This window comes from Paludibacter jiangxiensis, assembly GCF_001618385.1.
GTDB lineage: Bacteria > Bacteroidota > Bacteroidia > Bacteroidales > Paludibacteraceae > Microbacter > Microbacter jiangxiensis.
Genome location: NZ_BDCR01000004.1, coordinates 486,352 through 504,524, shown reverse-complemented (window position 1 = coordinate 504,524; position 18,173 = coordinate 486,352). Strand labels below are relative to the sequence as shown.

Below are 18,173 nucleotides of genomic sequence, written 5' to 3'. Positions count from 1 at the left end.
AAATAAAATTGATTGTTAGGCGACTACACCAGAATTTAGAGAGTTATGTTTGTAAAATTGTATTTATTTTAAATAAATTGACCGGCAAATATAGTTATTGAAATAATCAATTCCAAGTTTTTGGTGATATTATAATAGGTTGCTGGCTAATTCTGAGAGAGCGCTTCGTTCTCCTTTAGTAAGGTTTATATGAGCGAAGAGCTCTTGGCCACGCATACGGTCAATCATGTAAACCAGTCCATTAGAGTGCATGTCGAGATAAGGTTGGTCTATTTGTTGAATATCCCCGGTAAAAATAATTTTGGTTTCTTCTCCGGCTCTTGTAATGATAGTCTTGATTTCGTGTGGCGTAAGATTCTGGGCCTCGTCAACAATAAAAAATGTATTGCTCAGACTCCGCCCGCGAATATACGCCAGCGCTTCTATAACCAGCTTCTGTTCGCGCTGCATTTCCTCAATTTTATAGACTTCTTTTCCCTGATAATTAAACTGATGCTTAATGACATTCAGGTTGTCAAATAAAGGTTGCATATAGGGAGATACTTTGCGCTTATCATCGCCGGGAAGGTAGCCCAAATCTTTATTTCCAAGAGCAACAATAGGGCGAGCAAGTAATACTTGCTGAAAATTTTCCTGTTGTTCCAAAGCCGCAGCAAGGGCAAGCAGTGTTTTTCCGGTTCCTGATTTTCCCGTAAGCGCAACCAGTTTAATATTATTGTCCAGCATTACGTTAAACGCAAAGGCTTGTTCAGCATTGCGGGGTTCAATACCAAATACCTTGTTCTTTTCAACCCGTTCAACCTTCTGATTGAAAGAATTATAACGAGCCAGAACGCCTGATTTACTGCTTTTGATGATGAAACACTCGTTCGGTTCAATGTCGGAACAAAAACTGAATTTTTCCACAGGAATACCCTCTTTTGATTTATAGAGATCATCCACGAGATGGGCTTCTACGTGAGAGAATGTGGCATGTTTTTTATCGAAAATATCAGCACTTGTAACCTTGTCCGAAATATAATCTTCTGCAACAATTCCCAGAGATTTAGCTTTTAATCGAAGGTTGATGTCTTTCGAAATGAAGATGGTGTTTTTATACTTTTTCTGTAGTTGATAGGCTACTGCCAGAATGCGATGATCGGGCGTTTTTTCAGAGAAAGTTTGTTGCAAGGCTTCCGGATAGTCGTATGAAGTTACGATATACAATTTACCCAAGCTGTCTCCCAGACTTACACCTTTGGTGAAAATGGAATTGTCAGCCAGTAAATCGAGATCCCGGGAGAACTCTCTGGCATTGAAATTAATATCATCATTCCCTTTTTTAAACTTATCAAGCTCTTCGAGTACAGTTATGGGAATATAAATATCATTTTCCTGAAAATTGTAGATGCATTTATAGTCATGTAGAATGACATTGGTGTCGAGGATAAACTTCTTGATTGCCATAGTTGTAAAATTTAGAAGAATTTAGAGTAATTGTATCAGGACTGATGCGAAATAAGAGTATCCTGAATACAACAAGAACGTAAATGCACGCTGTAAAGATAGCATTTTTTCTTATGTTGAAGCTTTAATGCTACTTTTATGTGAATTTACGTTCTGGTCAAGTTTAATGGCTTTCAAGTTAGCCATTAAGCTCCGATTGCTTTATGTTTGATTCTTCAAATCAAGAGAACGAGGGTTCTATTTTTGTTGAAGTATTGTGTCTATCTGAGCGATTTCTTCTTCAGACAGGCGCGGGTAGTGCAACGCGTCAATGTTATCCTGCAATTGCTTTAAGGAGCTAGTGCCGACAATAACAGAGGTAACAGTCGGGTGTCGTAAGCACCAAATTAATGACATTTGTGCCAACGTCTGGCCTCTCTGGATTGCAATGGCATTAAGAGCGGTAACTTTGTCCAAAATTTCGGGCGATATCTGACTGCGTTGTAAAAAGCCTGTTGATTTTGCGGCTCGTGAATTATCAGGGATACCGTGAAGATATTTGTCAGACAATACCCCCTGATATAAAGGAGAAAACCCGATAAATCCCACGCCATGATCATCCGCAGCTTGTAGAATTCCCTCTTCTATGTCTCGTGATAACATGCTGTATCTGTCCTGATGGATCAGACATGGAGTTCCATTTGCTTTCAGTATAGAGTAGGCCTCAATTGTTTTATCTACCGGGTATTTCGATATTCCGACATACAATGCTTTCCCCTGTTGCACAATGTCAGATAATGCATTCATGGTCTCTTCCAGAGGAGTATTCGGATCATACCGGTGAGAATAAAAAATATCCACGTAATCCAGCTTCATCCTTTTCAGGCTTTGGTTTAAGCTGGCGATAAGATATTTACGAGATCCTCCGTCGCCGTACGGGCCAGGCCACATCCTGTGTCCTGCTTTTGTGGATATTATCATTTCGTCGCGGTATCCGGGTAAGTAATGATGAAGAATCTTTCCGAAATTTTCTTCAGCGCTTCCTTCCGGAGGTCCGTAATTATTGGCCAGATCAAAGTGAGTTATACCATTATCGAATGCAAACTGGATCATTTTGGTTGCTTCGCTAAAATCGTCAACATCACCGAAGTTATGCCATAAACCTAATGATATCCGGGGTAGAACGAGGCCGCTTTTTCCGCACTGTACATAGGGAACTTTATTTTCGTAGCGGGTAGGTGAGGGTTGTGTTTCCATTGATTAGGAGTGATTTGTTTGTATATGCACAAAAATACAATAAAAATGAAGAGTCTGGTGTGGTATCAATAAAAAACGGCACAAAGTGAAAAATTTCAAATTGTACCGTTTTTATTTATCAGAAATGGCTTGAGGCCTTATTTTCCTGCTATTTCCATCGTATCAGAAGCAATCATAAATTCTTCATCTGTTGGAACCACAATTACTTTTACTGCTGAATCAGGCGTGCTGATAATGTGTTCTTCTCCATGAACGGTAGCATTCACTGCTGGGTCAATTTTGATGCCCAAAAATTCGAGGCCGGCACATGCCTGAAGTCTGGAGTTGTCTCCATTTTCACCTACACCTCCCGTAAATACGATGGCATCGGCACCACCTAAAGCAGCCATGTAAGCTCCGATATATTTTTTGATGCGATAGTGGTACATGTCCAGTGCCAGTTTGGCATGTTCATTACCATCCTTAACGGCTTGATTTACATCGCGCATATCAGAAGACACCCCGGAGATGCCCAGTAAGCCGCTGTGTTTGTTGAATAGGGTAGATGCCGAATCAGTGCCCAGCATTTCTTTGTCCATAAGGAAAGTAACCACTCCTAGATCAATATCTCCGCAACGGGTTCCCATAAGCAGGCCTTCTACCGGAGTAAAGCCCATTGACGTATCTACTGATTCTCCATTTTTGATGGCAGTAATTGAACCGCCATTACCAATATGGCAAGTAATCAGTTTCGAATTGTTTACGTCGAGACCAAGTAGTTCGCAGGCACGCTTCGAAACATAGCGGTGGCTTGTTCCATGAAAGCCGTAACGACGGATTCCGTATTTTTTGTAGAGCGAGTAGGGAATACCGTACATGTATGCATACGAAGGCATAGTCTGGTGAAATGCCGTGTCAAAAACGCCTACCTGAGGAACATTGGGCAATAATTCGCGAATAGCGTTAATACCGGCCAGGTTGGGTGGGTTGTGGAGTGGGGCAATCTCTATGCATTCTTCAATTTTTGAAATTACTTCGTCGTTGATGAGTACGCTTTTATTAAACGTTTCCCCACCATGCACCAAACGGTGTCCAACGGCATCAATTTCATCAAGAGACTTGATGGCTCCATGTTTTTCACTCAATAAAACGCCCAGAATATATTCTACAGCGATAGAGTGAGTAAGTATTTCACCTTCAAGTGTAACTTTTTGCCCATCAGGACGGGTATGTTTCAGGAAAGATCCCTGCATTCCCAGTTTTTCAACGCCACCTTGTCCGAGAATGGTTTTAGATTCCATGTCGAACAGTTTATATTTAACGGAAGAACTTCCGCAATTCAGTACTAAAATCTTCATGTCTTTGATTTTAATGATTATTGGATGATTTTTCCGTTTTCATCATACTGATAAAAACCTTTTGCATTACGAATGCCATAATGTTTAGCACGATACAAGCGAAGTAAAAGCGGAGATGCCTTGTATTTAATGTTACCGTATTCGTTGAAAAGATTTTCCATCAACGGCACAATTTTTTCAATTCCCAATTGATCGGCAGTACGGAAAACACCCTGACGGTGACCAAAACCGACGGTAAGCACTTTGTCAACATCGGCAACAGTAGAAATACCTTCCATCACAATAGAGCATGCTTCGTTGAGCATTATCAGAAACATACGGAGACTAACCAATCCTACCGATTCGGATACTGAAATAAAATCGTAATTAATCAGTTCGGCAAAACGGCATACTTTTTCAAAAGTGTTTTCTGACGTATATAAACCTCTCACGATTTCCAGAACATGCGAGTCGGGGACGTTGGTAAGGAAGTGTACTCCTACGCAGCGTTCCGGATGTTCCAGTTCGTTAGACAATTCAGTTACAACAATAGTAGAAACATTGGAAGCGATAATAGCTTCGGGATTGAGAACTCCTTCCAGCTTTTTGAACACTTCTTTACGGCGGTCAATGCTTCTGATGCCGGTATTATCGTCGTAACGAATTGTTTCAATCACGAAATCACATCCTACAAAATCAGAATAATTTACGGTTCCTCTGATACGCGAAAGAATGGCTTTCTTTTCTGAATTTGTAAGTCCCCAATTCATTACCCGGGCATCCAATTTCTTTTCAATTCTGGAATATGCATTGCTGATGCCTTCTTCTGTTGGTTCCAGAAAAACAACTTCCATGCCACGGCTGGCAGCTATGGTAGCTATGATGCTGCCATCTTTTCCACAGCCAACTACGCCAATTCTTGAAAACAGAGTGCGTTTGCGGTCTTTGTGGCTTAGTCCGTAATTTTCGATGGGTTCGTTAGGTAATTGTGACATAATATATATTTACAATTTATTCATTTACGAGGTACAAAGAAAATATTGTTCTGAACTCCATTTGTCTCATTTATAGAATAATGGAATTTTGAAATACTTTCTCAATTTTGCATCAATCTTTATTTTGCCTGTTTTACTCCGATGGCCTGATTTGCGGTAATGGCAATCATTTGTACGATGTCATTCACACAGCAACCGCGCGATAAATCGTTGATAGGAGCTCCCATCCCCTGAAGGATCGGTCCGATAGCAACAGCGTTACCCAAACGTTGAACAAGTTTGTAACCAATATTACCTGCTTGCAGGTCGGGGAATACAAGAACGTTGGCATGGCCCGCAACCTCACTTCCGGGAGCTTTACTTTCGCCTACAGAAGGTACCAAAGCAGCATCTGCCTGAAGCTCGCCATCAATTTGTAAATCGGGAGCCATTTCCTGAGCAATACGTGTTGCTTCTACAACCTTGTCGACTAATTCGTGTTTGGCACTTCCTTTTGTCGAAAAGCTGAGCATTGCAATCTTTGGTTCAAAGCCTCCGATTGTACGGGCTGTTTGTCCTGAGTTCACGGCAATTTCAGCAAGTTCTTGTGCGGTTGGGTTCGGGGTAACAGCCAGGTCAGCCATTAATACCAATCCGTTTTCGCCGTAAGGACTATCGGAAAACAACAGTAAAGCACCTGAAACAACTGATGTGCCGGGTTTTGTTTTTACAATTTGAAGAGCAGGGCGCAACACATTTCCGGTAGTGTTTCTTGCACCGGCAACTTCACCGTCAGCATCGCCGTTTTTAATCATCAGCGTTCCTATATATAAAGGATCTTTTGCCAGCTTCTGTGCTTGTTCCATAGTAAGGCCCTTAGCTTTTCTTAATTCAAACAGCAGATTGGTGTATTCTTCGTATTGTGAATAGTTTTCAGGATTGAGGATGGTCGCTTTATCAATATTTTTTAATTGAAATTTAGCGCTTAAACTGTGGATTTCGTCCGGATTACCGATCAGGGTGATATTGGCTGCTTTTTTCTCCAGGATTACATCTGCAGCCTGTAGAGTACGTTCCTCGGTTCCTTCGGGCAACACAATGTGCTGAACATTTTCCTGAGCCCGTTTCATGATTTCTTCCAACAATTTCATGACTATTTATTTTAATATTAGATATTTATATGTATAAATGTTGCAAAAATGTATTGATACAAAAGTACAATTAATCTTTCGGGTTGCAAAGTCCACATTGCAATTTTGTATCAAAAATATCAAATTGACATTGCAAAATATCAAAAACCTTATTTTTTATTATTATTACTGCGGATTTCTTTATCGTTAGGTAGTTTTTTTGTACCTTTGCAGGTCGAAAAGATACCATATTTATTCTATCTCTACGCTTTAATAATGGAACATAACAAACCGATGCATTTGGTGCTCGAAAATGGCACCACTTTTTACGGTAAGTCTTTCGGGTACGAAGAGCCAAGAGCCGGCGAAGTCGTCTTTAGTACGGCAATGGTTGGCTATCCTGAAAGCTTAACCGATCCTTCGTATTCGGGACAGATTCTTACTGTCACTTATCCGCTAGTTGGTAATTACGGAGTCCCGCAGGGCATTACAGAAAACGGCTTATCAACATTTTACGAATCGGAAATAATTCATGTCAGTGGCTTGATTATTTCCGATTATTCGTTTCAATACAGCCACTGGAACGCACAAAAAAGCCTTAGCGACTGGCTGAAAGAGAACAAAATTCCGGCAATCTATGGCGTTGATACCCGCGAATTGACTAAAATCATTCGCGAGTATGGTGCCATGAAAGGAAAACTTATTTTTCCCGACAAGGAAGATGTGGAATTTGTTGACACTGACAGCGAAAACCATGTTGCAAAAGTAAGCTGTAAAGAGGTAATTACATACGGCAACGGCAAGAAAAAAGTTGTGTTGGTCGACTGTGGTGTAAAACACAACATTCTGCGCTGTTTCCTGAAACGTGACGTTACTCTGATTCGTGTTCCATGGGATTATGATTTCAATACTCTGGAATATGACGGATTGTTTATCTCAAATGGCCCCGGTAATCCTGCCTATTGCAACGTAACTGTGGAGAATATCCGCAAGGCGATGACAACCGGCAAACCTATCTTCGGTATTTGTATGGGTAACCAATTGCTTTCAATTGCAGGTGGTGCAAAAACATACAAGTTGAAATACGGTCACCGCAGTCATAACCAACCGGTGCGTATGGCAGGCACTAACCGTTGCTTTGTAACTTCGCAAAACCATGGTTACGCTGTTGATAATAATACGCTGGGTAGCGACTGGGAACCTTTATTCATCAATTTGAATGATGGAACAAACGAAGGTATTCGCCATAAAACGAAGCCGTATTTCTCAGCACAGTTTCATCCTGAAGCATCCAGCGGTCCAACCGATACCGAATTTTTATTTGATGAGTTCCTCAAATTAATTGACTAAGTGCAATTAATTGCAGACTATTGAAAATGTGTGTTTTATAGCAAAAAGTCAAAACGAATTAAGAAACAATGAATATAAAAGACGACTTCTTGTCCACAGACAATACCCGATTGTCCATTAAAAAGGTTTTAATTCTCGGATCCGGAGCTTTGAAGATCGGAGAGGCGGGCGAATTCGATTATTCCGGCTCTCAGGCGTTGAAAGCGTTGAAAGAAGAGGGAATTGAAACGGTGCTCATCAATCCGAATATTGCTACCGTTCAGACTTCTGAAGGTGTGGCCGATAAAATCTATTTCCTTCCAATCACCCCGTTCTTTGTTGAAAAGGTAATCAAAAAAGAACAACCGGATGGTCTTTTACTCGCTTTCGGCGGCCAGACTGCTTTGAACTGCGGAGTAAAGCTTTTCGAATCGGGCATTCTTGAAAAATATAATCTGCGCGTGCTGGGAACTCCGGTTCAGGCAATTATTGATACAGAAGACCGCGAACTGTTCGTAAAGAAGCTTGATCAGATTGATGTAAAAACCATCAAAAGTTTTGCAGTAGAAAATATGGCAGATGCCAAAACTGCTGCAAAGGATCTGGGTTATCCTATTATCGTCCGTGCAGCTTACGCTTTGGGCGGTTTGGGTAGTGGTTTCTGTAACAACGAACAGGAACTCGAAGCGCTCGCCGAAAAGGCATTCAACTATTCTTCGCAGCTTTTGGTTGAGAAATCACTGAAAGGCTGGAAAGAAATCGAATACGAAGTGGTTCGCGACCGTTACGATAACTGTATCACGGTTTGTAACATGGAAAACTTCGACCCACTGGGAATTCACACCGGAGAGAGTATTGTAGTTGCTCCATCACAAACACTTACCAACAGCGAATATCACAAACTTCGTGAAATTGCCATTCGCATTGTTCGCCATATCGGAATCGTAGGTGAATGTAACGTTCAGTATGCATTCGACCCTGATTCGGAAGACTATCGCGTAATCGAAGTAAACGCCCGTTTGAGCCGTTCTTCTGCACTTGCATCAAAAGCAACCGGTTATCCTCTTGCATTTGTTGCTGCTAAACTGGCTTTGGGCTATGGCTTGTTTGAACTGAAAAACTCGGTTACAAAAACTACTACTGCGTTTTTTGAACCCGCTTTGGACTACGTGGTTTGTAAGATTCCCCGTTGGGACTTAGCAAAGTTTCACGGTGTTTCTCGTGAAATCGGTAGTAGCATGAAGAGTGTGGGGGAGGTGATGGCTATTGGTCGTACCTTCGAAGAAGCCCTTCAGAAAGGTTTACGTATGATTCAGCAGGGAATGCACGGTTTTGTTGCGAACAAAACGTTGTCGATCTCTGATATGAACAAAGCGCTCTCAGAACCTACCGACCGTCGTATTTTTTACCTGTCGCAGGCGCTTCAGAGCGGATACACCATCGAACAGATTCATAATCTCACAAAGATTGACAACTGGTTCCTCCAGAAACTTCAAAATATCGTTGATGTTGCCAAAGATCTGAAACTGACGGAATCGTTCAACGATTTGTCGGATGACCTCTTGTTGCGTGCTAAACAGATGGGTTTCTCTGATTTTCAGATTGCCCGCCTGATGTTCGATATTCACGAAAATAAGGCTCGTATCGGCGATGAAGTTCGTGCTGAACGTAAACGTCGCGGTATTTTGCCGGTTGTAAAACAGATCGATACCCTTGCCGCAGAATATCCGGCACAAACCAATTACCTGTATATCACCTACAACGGATCGGCTAACGATGTGAAATATCTTGGCGACCACCGTTCGGTAGTGGTGTTAGGCTCTGGTGCTTATCGCATCGGTAGTTCTGTTGAGTTCGACTGGTGTAGCGTAAACGCATTGAATACTATTCGCAAACAGGGTCTCCGTTCGGTTATGATTAACTACAATCCGGAAACTGTTTCGACCGACTACGATATGTGCGACCGTCTCTACTTCGATGAGTTGACCTACGAACGTGTGATGGACATTCTGGAACTCGAAAACCCAATGGGAACCATCGTTTCTGTGGGTGGTCAGATTCCAAATAACCTGGCTGTTCGTATGTCGGATTCAGGTGTGAATATCCTTGGTACCAAAGCGCCATCAATTGATAATGCAGAAGACCGTCATAAGTTCTCCAGCATGCTGGATGATCTGAAAATTGATCAGCCGCGTTGGCAGGAACTTCGTTCTTTGAATGACATTACAGAGTTTGTAAAGAACGTCGGCTTCCCAGTATTGGTTCGTCCTTCTTACGTTCTTTCGGGTGCCGCAATGAACGTCTGCTCCAATCAGGAAGAGCTTGAAGAGTTCCTCGAATTGGCAACCGAAGTGTCACAGGAACATCCTGTGGTTGTTTCAGAATTTATCGAAAATGCCAAGGAAATCGAAATTGACGCAGTAGCCAATAACGGTGATATTGTGATCTATGCAATTTCGGAGCACGTCGAATTTGCCGGTGTTCACTCCGGTGATGCTACCATTCAGTTCCCTCCGCAAAAGATCTATGTGGAAACGGTTCGCCGCATCAAACAGATTGCCCGTCAGATTGCAAAATCACTTAATATTTCAGGTCCATTCAATATTCAATTCCTTGCGAAGGATAACGACATTAAGGTCATTGAATGCAATCTTCGCGCATCAAGAAGCTTCCCGTTTGTATCTAAAGTATTGAAAATCAATTTTATTGATTTGGCTACTCAGGTAATGTTAGGTTTGAACCCAGCAAAACCCGAAAAATCGGCATTTGATCTCGACTACGTGGGTATTAAAGCTTCTCAGTTCTCGTTCACCCGTCTGCAAAAGGCCGACCCGGTACTTGGTGTTGACATGGCTTCGACCGGTGAAGTAGGGTGTATCGGTCACCAGTTTGACGATGCTTTACTTACAGCAATGCTTTCTGTAGGCTATCGTATTCCGGAGAAAACTGTTATGGTATCTTCCGGTGAATCGAAATCGAAAGTAGCCATGCTGGATGCATGCCTTTTGTTATCGAAGAATGGTTACACCATTTATGCAACCCATGGAACGCAGCAATTCCTGCAACAAAATGGAGTAGATGCAATTGATGTGAACTGGCCGGATGAAGACGGCGAACACAACGTAATGCAAATGATTGCCGATAAAAAATTCGATCTGGTCATTAACATTCCGAAGAATTTGACAAAGCGTGAACTATCAAATGGCTATAAAATTCGCCGTGGAGCAATCGACTTCAACATTCCATTGATTACCAATGCCCGTTTGGCAAGCGCCTTTATCAAGGCATTCTGTAAAATCACGGCAGACGATATCGATATTCGTGATTGGGCCGGGTATAAATAATTGTCACGATTGAAATAAATACTAAACGGTGCAAAGTTCATCTGAATTTTGCACCGTTTTTGTTTGTTTTTACTATTGGGGGATGCGACTTCCAAGTCGCACGACATAATTCAAGCCTGCTGCTCTCTGTAAGTAGGAGCCTCGATATGCTTTACACGCTACGAAGAATCCGGGGCTTTTATTTTGCCCGCAAAAAGTTCACAAAAACCATCTAAAAGATGAACTTTGTAAAAAACCGTGTTTCTGCCAGCTCAAACCCTGTAAAATGGCACATCAAAAAAAGTTCACTTAAACGATCGTATAAATGAACTTTTCATTCAAGCAAAATAGCTGACCCGTGAGTCTGCTCTTTTACTTTTCTTCTAACCAGTTACAAACTGCTTCTGTTTTGCGTCCAAGCTACACGTTGTTAAGCTTGAACGAGAATCTGCTGTCTCTGCATTCTTGCGCCAAAAAGGTGTCATCGTTAATTTCTTAGTTGTTGTATATTTCATAATAAGTTAAGTACCACTTTTTATTCTTTATTTTAAACTTTTGCACTGTTATGAACCCTGAATCTTCAATATAAACAGAATCAATTACTTCAGTGCTGTTTTTCTTAATTCTTCTAATATATTTTGTTCCATAGCAATCTTTTATTGAAGTGTCTTTATTGTTAGTAAAGCTTGTTTTGAGGATCTTCCATTTTTTTCTTTCCCAAACGTATAAAATGGTATCTCCTATCTGACTTAATATCGTAGTTTCGACAGGTTCATTATAAAGCCCTTTTAGCGGGAATTCTATACGACTCATTTGAAAAACGCTGTCAGAGTAAAAGTGTTTTGAAAACAAATCGAAATCTTCAGAAATTAATGTATCCTTTATTATTTTTTCTTTCGTGTAGGTATTTCCTTTGAAGTTGCAACTTGTTATTAATATCAATATAAAAAACATACAGGCAATATGAATATTTAATTTTTTCATACGTTATTTCGTTATAGATTATTTCTTTTCCCCTGAGTTATAATACCATTTTAAAAAATTCCCTCTTGTTCCGGCTGAATAGGCTCCTTCCGTTTGTTTGTTGCAATAAGGGAAGTGCCTGTTTTTCAAGACTGTCAAATGTAATAAAATTTCTTGTGTGGTACAAAAGCCGGTAGGTGGCCTTCCTTTGACTTTGTTTGTTCTTTTGTTTGGTTTGGGGTTTTGGAAAACTTTGCGAACTTTGCAATAGAATCGGCAGAAACAACCGGTTAAACCTAAAAAGCAGTAGAATAATGGAAGTGCGCATTGAAGATAGTTGGAAGCAAAAACTTGCACCAGAATTTGATAAACCTTATTTCGGAGAGTTGACTCATTTTGTAAAGAATGAATACACCAGCGGACGTGTTTATCCTCCGGCAAAACTTATCTTCAACGCGTTTGATTTATGTCCATTCGATAACGTAAAAGTGGTTATAATAGGGCAGGATCCATACCATGGTCCCGGACAGGCGCATGGCCTTTGTTTCTCAGTTCCCGAAGGCATTGACTTTCCTCCATCTCTGGTGAACATATTCAAAGAAATCAACGACGATTTGCACGTAGAAATACCTCAAAGCGGCAATCTGGAACGTTGGGCTAAACAAGGTGTTTTATTGCTGAATGCAACGTTGACGGTGAAAGCGCATCAGGCAGGATCTCATCAGAATAAAGGCTGGGAACAATTTACAGATGCAGCCATACGCGTTTTGAATGAAGAAAAAGAACATTTGGTGTTCTTGCTATGGGGTTCTTACGCGCAACGCAAAGGTGAATTTATAGACCGTAAACGTCACCTTGTACTTCAGTCTCCGCATCCATCTCCCTTGTCAGCTTATCGGGGCTTTTTCGGGAACGGTCATTTCAGTAAGGCGAATTCATATCTGGCAGAGAATGGGTTAGAACCCATTAATTGGTAATCTCCGAAGCCATTTTCCACATTGAAAAGCCTGACCTTCGGCTAATCTCTGTTTTTTCTGTTGCAAAGTTCTTGCTTTGGGCATGAATCGTATTATTTTTACGTTTTATTTCTTAAATTTGCCCATTAATACCGCAAATATTTATCATTTCCAAATTGCTGATGTACTTGTCAAAACCTATATTCAAACGGATTTTGTTGGCATTGATTGCTGTTGTTACCGGCAGTTGGCTTTTGGTGTCTTGTATTACTTACAAAGACGTTAATTATTTACAGCAGCCGAATCCGGATGTTATCAGGTATAAAGATTCTGTGTGTTTTGAAGATTATAAGTTGCAGCCGGGCGACCGTCTGAGTATTGTAGTTCATTCTCTCAACGAAGAAACCAACAAACTTTTTCAGGGCAGCGAAAACATGGATGGTGCCTCAGGCGGTGGATCAGCCAGTGATTTATTTACTTATCGAGTCGATGAAAATGGCGAACTTCTATTTCCTTATGTGGGGAAGGTGAAAGCCATGGACAAAACCTTGCGGGACGTTAAAGACGAATTAGAAAGCCGGACAAAGAACCAATTCGGCAACTGTTACGTAAGGGTTAACCTTGCCAATGCTTTCTTTAGCGTTATTGGCGAAGGCGGCAACGGGCGTTATCCTCTCATAAAAGAAAAACTGAATATCTTTGAAGCTCTGGCGATATCCGGCGATTTAAATTCATTGGCCAACAGGAAGCAAATAAAAATATTGCGCCAGACACAATTTGGAACTGTAGTAAAAACTTTTGACGTAAGGAGCAAGGATATTATGCACACGGATTTTTACTATATCCAGCCAAATGATGTGATTTACGTGCAAAAACTTCCATCTCACTTTTTCGGTGTAACATCCTGGTCATCATTGCTAGGAACCGTCTCTACGACAATCTCTCTGCTGTTGTTGGGTATAAGTATTTCTAAATATTTTTAAGCATGGAAAGAATAAAACAAATTGCTATTTGGTCGATTGCAGCTTTGCTTTTGTTTAGCCTTGCTTCGTGTGTAACAAACTACACCACACAATATCTTCAAACACGCAAAAACCTTCCTCAATACAGTAAAAAAGAGTACCAATGGTATGTCTTGAAACCGAACGACCAGATTGCAGTCCGGGTACTTTCAATAAATGAAGATATAAACCGCTTATTTCCTTCGTCGTCCGCATCGTCAGGACAATCGGGAAACGGAATGTCGTACAAAATTTATGCCGACAGCACAGTGGATTTGCCTTTTATTTCTCATTTGAAAATCGGAGGATTAACGTTGGAAGCAGCAAATCAGGTGATAGAAAAGAAAATAAAGGAGTTTGACAAGAATGCGTCTGTTGTTATTGCTCTGAATAACGATGTGTTTTATATTATTGGAGAAGCCGGCAAGGGACAATTTCCGATTTATAAAGATAAGCTAACTATATTTCAGGCGCTTGCCTTGGCTGGAGATATACGTACAAACGGAGACAGGGGCAAGATTAAGGTTATTCGTGAAACAGCGAAAGGTCCTGTGGTAAAGCAATTTGATATACGTTCAAAATCGTTACTGGATTCAGAGTATTACTATGTGTATCCGAATGATATAATCTATGTGAGTACAGCCCCGGGAAGTTTCTTCCGCATAGAGTCGTTTAGTTCTTTAATGTCGTTAGTAACAACATCTGTTACTTTTCTGGTTTTGGTACTGAATACCATTAAATAAGTGCGTACGTTTAATTTTTTCATTTATGGAAACGAATAACAATAATCAATATCAAAACTATCCACTTTCTAACAGTGATATGGAAGAAGACGAATCCGGGTTCGACATCATTGAGTGGTTGTTTAAGATTCTGCGTCATTGGTATTTGTTTGTCATTGCGTTAGCCATAAGTTTGAGTATTTCTTTTATTGCAAACCGAACATGGAAACCATCTTATCAGGTGAGTGCTCGTGTGATTTTAGGGGGAGGTCAGGCATCAGCGTCACAACAAATGGTGATGCAGGGTGTTAATCTAAATATGGCGTATAAAAACAATGATAACCAAATGATTATGTTTACGTCTAATGATTTGGTTGAACGGGCGATTAATAAAATAAACGCGAATGTTGATTACTATACAACCGGGCATTTCAAGGTAAGCAACCTGTACGGATATGCTCCGATTGAAATAAAAGGAGATAATATATCGGACGCTGTATCCGGGCTGGAATTTGACTTCAGGGATATTGACGGCGTGACTTACGAGATAGCTCATCAAAAAGACAAACAACTTGATGAACTGCGCTATACCGGACGATACGGCTCGCTTTTGAATACTCCTTATTTTTCTGTTGTTGTCAACAAAACGGATAATTTTGAACCTCGGAAGAAAATCAATTTTGCGTTTCTTTCCAATGCCTATCTGATTGATTATTTCACCCCACGCATTTCCTTAAGTTTTGTTACCCAGAATTCTACGGTTTTGGCTGTATCTCTTGTGGGTACGGTGTATCAGCGCGATATCGATTTTCTGAATGCTTTGTGTGACGAATTTTTGCTGGATAACCTGAATCGTAAAAATGAAGAAGCAAACCGAACTATCTCATTTATTGATAAACAATTAAGCGATATATCAGATTCGTTGAGAACTTCGGAGAGCCATTTGCAGCATTTCAGAAAAGCCAATCAGATTCTGGATCTGAATGCATACGGTTCTACTATTTTAGGCCATCTGACATCGTATGATGAAAAACGGTTACAATATAACCTGAAAGAGTCGTACTTAAACTATCTGGCAGACTACATAAAGAAGAATGTCAATAATCAGGAGCTGTTAACGCCTTCAAGTCTTGGTATAGTGGATCCGGTGCTTACAGGTTTACTGACTCAATATAATGAAACGATTCGGAAATTGCTGCAAACCACACCTCAAAATCCTTTTTACGCCAAATATCAGGAGGAACTAAATAAGCTGAAAGGTTCTCTCACGGATGCATTGCGCAATGTACGTGCGGCTTTTTCTATAGAGAAGAAAGATATTGATACACAGTCGCGTAAAGCATCAGGGCAACTTGCGACTTTGCCTGACATCGAAACGCAGATGAATAGCTTTGAGCGTCAGTTCAAGATGAACGATACATATTACACGTATTTACTTCAAAAACGTGCCGAAGCTCAGATTCAACGTGCTTCGAATGTTCCCGATAATACCATACTGGAACGTGCCAGAATGATATCTATCACCAATGGCGGGGACAAAAAGAAAAGCATGATGATGGCTTTAGCTTTGGGGCTGATCATTCCGTTATTGATTATCATTCTGAAGGAATATCTGAAGACGAAGGTAATGGATAAGCGGGACATTGAAAAGCTTTCTCCATTCCCTTATATTGGCAGTTTGCCACATGCTACTCATGATGATGCTACTATCACGGTGCTTAAAAGACCCAAATCGGCCATTGCAGAAGCTTATCGAATGGTTCGAACCAGAATTAAGTTCGTTTCAAGACAAATGGATGCTTCATGTGTAATTGTTACTTCAACCGAATCAGGTGATGGTAAAACTCATTTTTGTCTTAATTACGCCAGCATGTGTGCCATGACGGGAGAGCCTACCATTTTGGTTGATATGGACTTACGTAAACCGTCCGTATCGAAGCGCTTGTCTCTTGAGAATGAGACTGGTATTACGAATTGTATGCTGGGGCAGGTATCATTAGACGACGCTATTATAAAGAAATCACCGGAAATCAATTTCGATTTGTTGCTGGCCGGTACGATTCCTCCGAATCCGGGAGAAATGATACGTTCACCTAAACTGCTTGAATTGATTAACGAATTGAAAATGCGCTACCATTACGTGATTATCGATACCAGTCCTGTCGGGATTGTTTCGGATGCATATCCGTTGGCACCCATTTCAGATTGTGTGATTTATATTACCAGAAGCAGAAAAACAAACAAGAAATTCTTCAAGTCGGTTATTAATCAGTTAAAAACGGATAGAATGCAACATGTCGGAGTGGTGCTAAATGACATTGACGCCAACACCGGAGGTTACGGATACAACTATAGTTACCAGCGTTACGGATATGGTACTTATGGTAATAATCCGGTGACAAAAGATTATATAAAAGACTATTACGAAGAAGAATAATAAGGAATTAAAATGGAATTAAACTTGGAGAAAACGCATATTGCTGTTATTGGCCTGGGATATGTGGGGTTGCCATTGGCAATTGAATTTGGCAAAAAATACGATGTTATTGGATTTGACATCAATACCAGCCGGGTTGACGAACTTAGCAGATGCGAAGATCATACCCGGGAAGCCAATATTGACGATTTGAAACAAGCATCCGAATTGAAAAGAACAGGAAGCGCCATCGGATTATCTTTCAGTTCTAATATTAAAGATCTCAGCGGTGCTAACGTATTCATAGTGACAGTTCCGACTCCGATCGATGCATTTAATAATCCGGACTTAACGCCATTGATCAAAGCCAGCGGCACGGTGGGAAATGTCCTGAAAAAAGGCGATGTGGTTATTTATGAATCAACGGTATATCCCGGATGCACAGAAGAAGACTGTGTGCCGGTATTAGAAAAACAATCGGGGCTAAAATTCAATATTGATTTCTTTTGCGGTTATTCTCCTGAAAGAATTAATCCGGGAGATAAAGTGAATACGCTGACAAAGATAAGAAAGATAACCTCAGGCTCTACTCCCGAAGTGGCTGACTTTGTTGACGCACTTTACGGTTCCATTATTGAAGCCGGAACTCATAAAGCTCCTAATCTGAAAGTGGCAGAAGCTGCAAAGGCAATAGAAAATGCACAACGTGACGTAAATATCTCGTTTGTGAATGAATTGGCTTTGATTTTTGACCGTGTTGGCATTGATACTGCCGACGTGATTGAAGCGGCAGGCACAAAATGGAACTTTCTGAAATACAAACCGGGACTGGTAGGTGGCCATTGCATTGGAGTTGATCCGTATTACCTTGCGCATAAATCAAAAGCACTCGGCTACGATCCTCAGGTCATATTGTCAGGCCGCCGGGTGAACAATAGCATAGCTACGTTTATTGCCAACAAAGTGCTCAAACTGATGATTCAGAAAGATCATAAGATTAAGCATTCACGAGCATTGATTCTTGGTTTTACTTTTAAGGAAAATTGCCCTGATGTTAGAAATACCAAAGTTATTGATATTTATAAAGAACTAAAAGAGTTCGGATTAATCGTTGATGTTTACGATCCATGGGCAAACGCGCAGGAAGTAAAACGTGAATACGACCTGGATTTGTTGTCAGAGTTAGATCCGTCAATTCCTTACGAAGCAATTGTAGTTGCCGTGGAACATCGCGAATTCAAGGATATTGATTATAAAAAATACAAAGACTCAGGAGCTGTTATTTACGACGTCAAAGGTTTTGTGGACAGGAGCTTAGTGGATGCTCGTTTGTAATAAACGCAATTTGTAACAATATAAGG

The 18,173-nt window shown here is 40.7% G+C and carries 13 protein-coding genes; 7 read left to right on the top strand and 6 right to left on the bottom strand.

Features of this window, described 5'->3' with window-relative positions:
- Window positions 1-129 precede the first annotated feature (129 nt).
- The 5 genes from PJIAN_RS12215 to pta all read right to left on the bottom strand — a co-directional run bounded on the left by PJIAN_RS12215 (window position 130) and on the right by pta (window position 6,123).
- Entirely contained in the window at window positions 130-1,446 is a 1,317-nt protein-coding gene (locus PJIAN_RS12215) for a PhoH family protein (protein ID WP_068705443.1), read from the bottom strand.
- Window positions 1,447-1,683: 237 nt separating this feature from the next.
- Window positions 1,684-2,682: an aldo/keto reductase gene (locus PJIAN_RS12210; protein ID WP_068705441.1), complete on the bottom strand. Its 999-nt coding sequence runs from the start codon at window positions 2,680-2,682 to the stop codon at window positions 1,684-1,686.
- Window positions 2,683-2,819: 137 nt separating this feature from the next.
- The gene (locus PJIAN_RS12205; protein WP_068705439.1) at window positions 2,820-4,019 is read right to left on the bottom strand and encodes an acetate kinase; all 1,200 of its coding nucleotides are present in this window, start codon (window positions 4,017-4,019) and stop codon (window positions 2,820-2,822) included.
- Between the two features lie 17 nt (window positions 4,020-4,036).
- Window positions 4,037-4,993, bottom strand: a complete 957-nt coding sequence (locus tag PJIAN_RS12200; protein WP_068705437.1) for a 3-hydroxyacyl-CoA dehydrogenase family protein — start codon at window positions 4,991-4,993, stop codon at window positions 4,037-4,039.
- Window positions 4,994-5,112: 119 nt separating this feature from the next.
- The gene (gene pta / locus PJIAN_RS12195; protein WP_068705435.1) at window positions 5,113-6,123 is read right to left on the bottom strand and encodes a phosphate acetyltransferase; all 1,011 of its coding nucleotides are present in this window, start codon (window positions 6,121-6,123) and stop codon (window positions 5,113-5,115) included.
- 255 nt (window positions 6,124-6,378) lie between these two features.
- Between pta and carA the strand changes: the two genes are divergently transcribed.
- A complete protein-coding gene (carA, locus tag PJIAN_RS12190; protein ID WP_068705433.1) occupies window positions 6,379-7,452 on the top strand; it encodes a glutamine-hydrolyzing carbamoyl-phosphate synthase small subunit in 1,074 nt (357 codons plus the stop codon).
- A 68-nt stretch (window positions 7,453-7,520) separates the two neighbouring features.
- A complete protein-coding gene (gene carB / locus PJIAN_RS12185; RefSeq protein ID WP_068705431.1) occupies window positions 7,521-10,775 on the top strand; it encodes a carbamoyl-phosphate synthase (glutamine-hydrolyzing) large subunit in 3,255 nt (1,084 codons plus the stop codon).
- A 474-nt stretch (window positions 10,776-11,249) separates the two neighbouring features.
- Here carB and PJIAN_RS12180 read toward each other — a convergent pair whose 3' ends face one another.
- Window positions 11,250-11,738, bottom strand: coding sequence for a hypothetical protein (locus PJIAN_RS12180; RefSeq protein ID WP_153802562.1), 489 nt, complete (start codon window positions 11,736-11,738; stop codon window positions 11,250-11,252).
- Between the two features lie 293 nt (window positions 11,739-12,031).
- Between PJIAN_RS12180 and ung the strand changes: the two genes are divergently transcribed.
- The 5 genes from ung (at window position 12,032) to PJIAN_RS12155 (ending at window position 18,147) form a co-directional block, all read left to right on the top strand.
- Entirely contained in the window at window positions 12,032-12,694 is a 663-nt protein-coding gene (ung, locus tag PJIAN_RS12175) for a uracil-DNA glycosylase (protein WP_068706451.1), read from the top strand.
- Window positions 12,695-12,861: 167 nt separating this feature from the next.
- Window positions 12,862-13,656, top strand: coding sequence for a polysaccharide biosynthesis/export family protein (locus PJIAN_RS12170; RefSeq protein WP_172795612.1), 795 nt, complete (start codon window positions 12,862-12,864; stop codon window positions 13,654-13,656).
- A gap of 2 nt (window positions 13,657-13,658) precedes the next feature.
- Entirely contained in the window at window positions 13,659-14,417 is a 759-nt protein-coding gene (locus PJIAN_RS12165) for a polysaccharide biosynthesis/export family protein (RefSeq protein WP_068705425.1), read from the top strand.
- A 25-nt stretch (window positions 14,418-14,442) separates the two neighbouring features.
- On the top strand, window positions 14,443-16,833 hold the full coding sequence (locus PJIAN_RS12160) for a polysaccharide biosynthesis tyrosine autokinase (RefSeq protein ID WP_068705423.1): 2,391 nt from the start codon (window positions 14,443-14,445) through the stop codon (window positions 16,831-16,833).
- A gap of 12 nt (window positions 16,834-16,845) precedes the next feature.
- A complete protein-coding gene (locus PJIAN_RS12155; RefSeq protein ID WP_068705421.1) occupies window positions 16,846-18,147 on the top strand; it encodes a nucleotide sugar dehydrogenase in 1,302 nt (433 codons plus the stop codon).
- Window positions 18,148-18,173 lie beyond the last annotated feature (26 nt).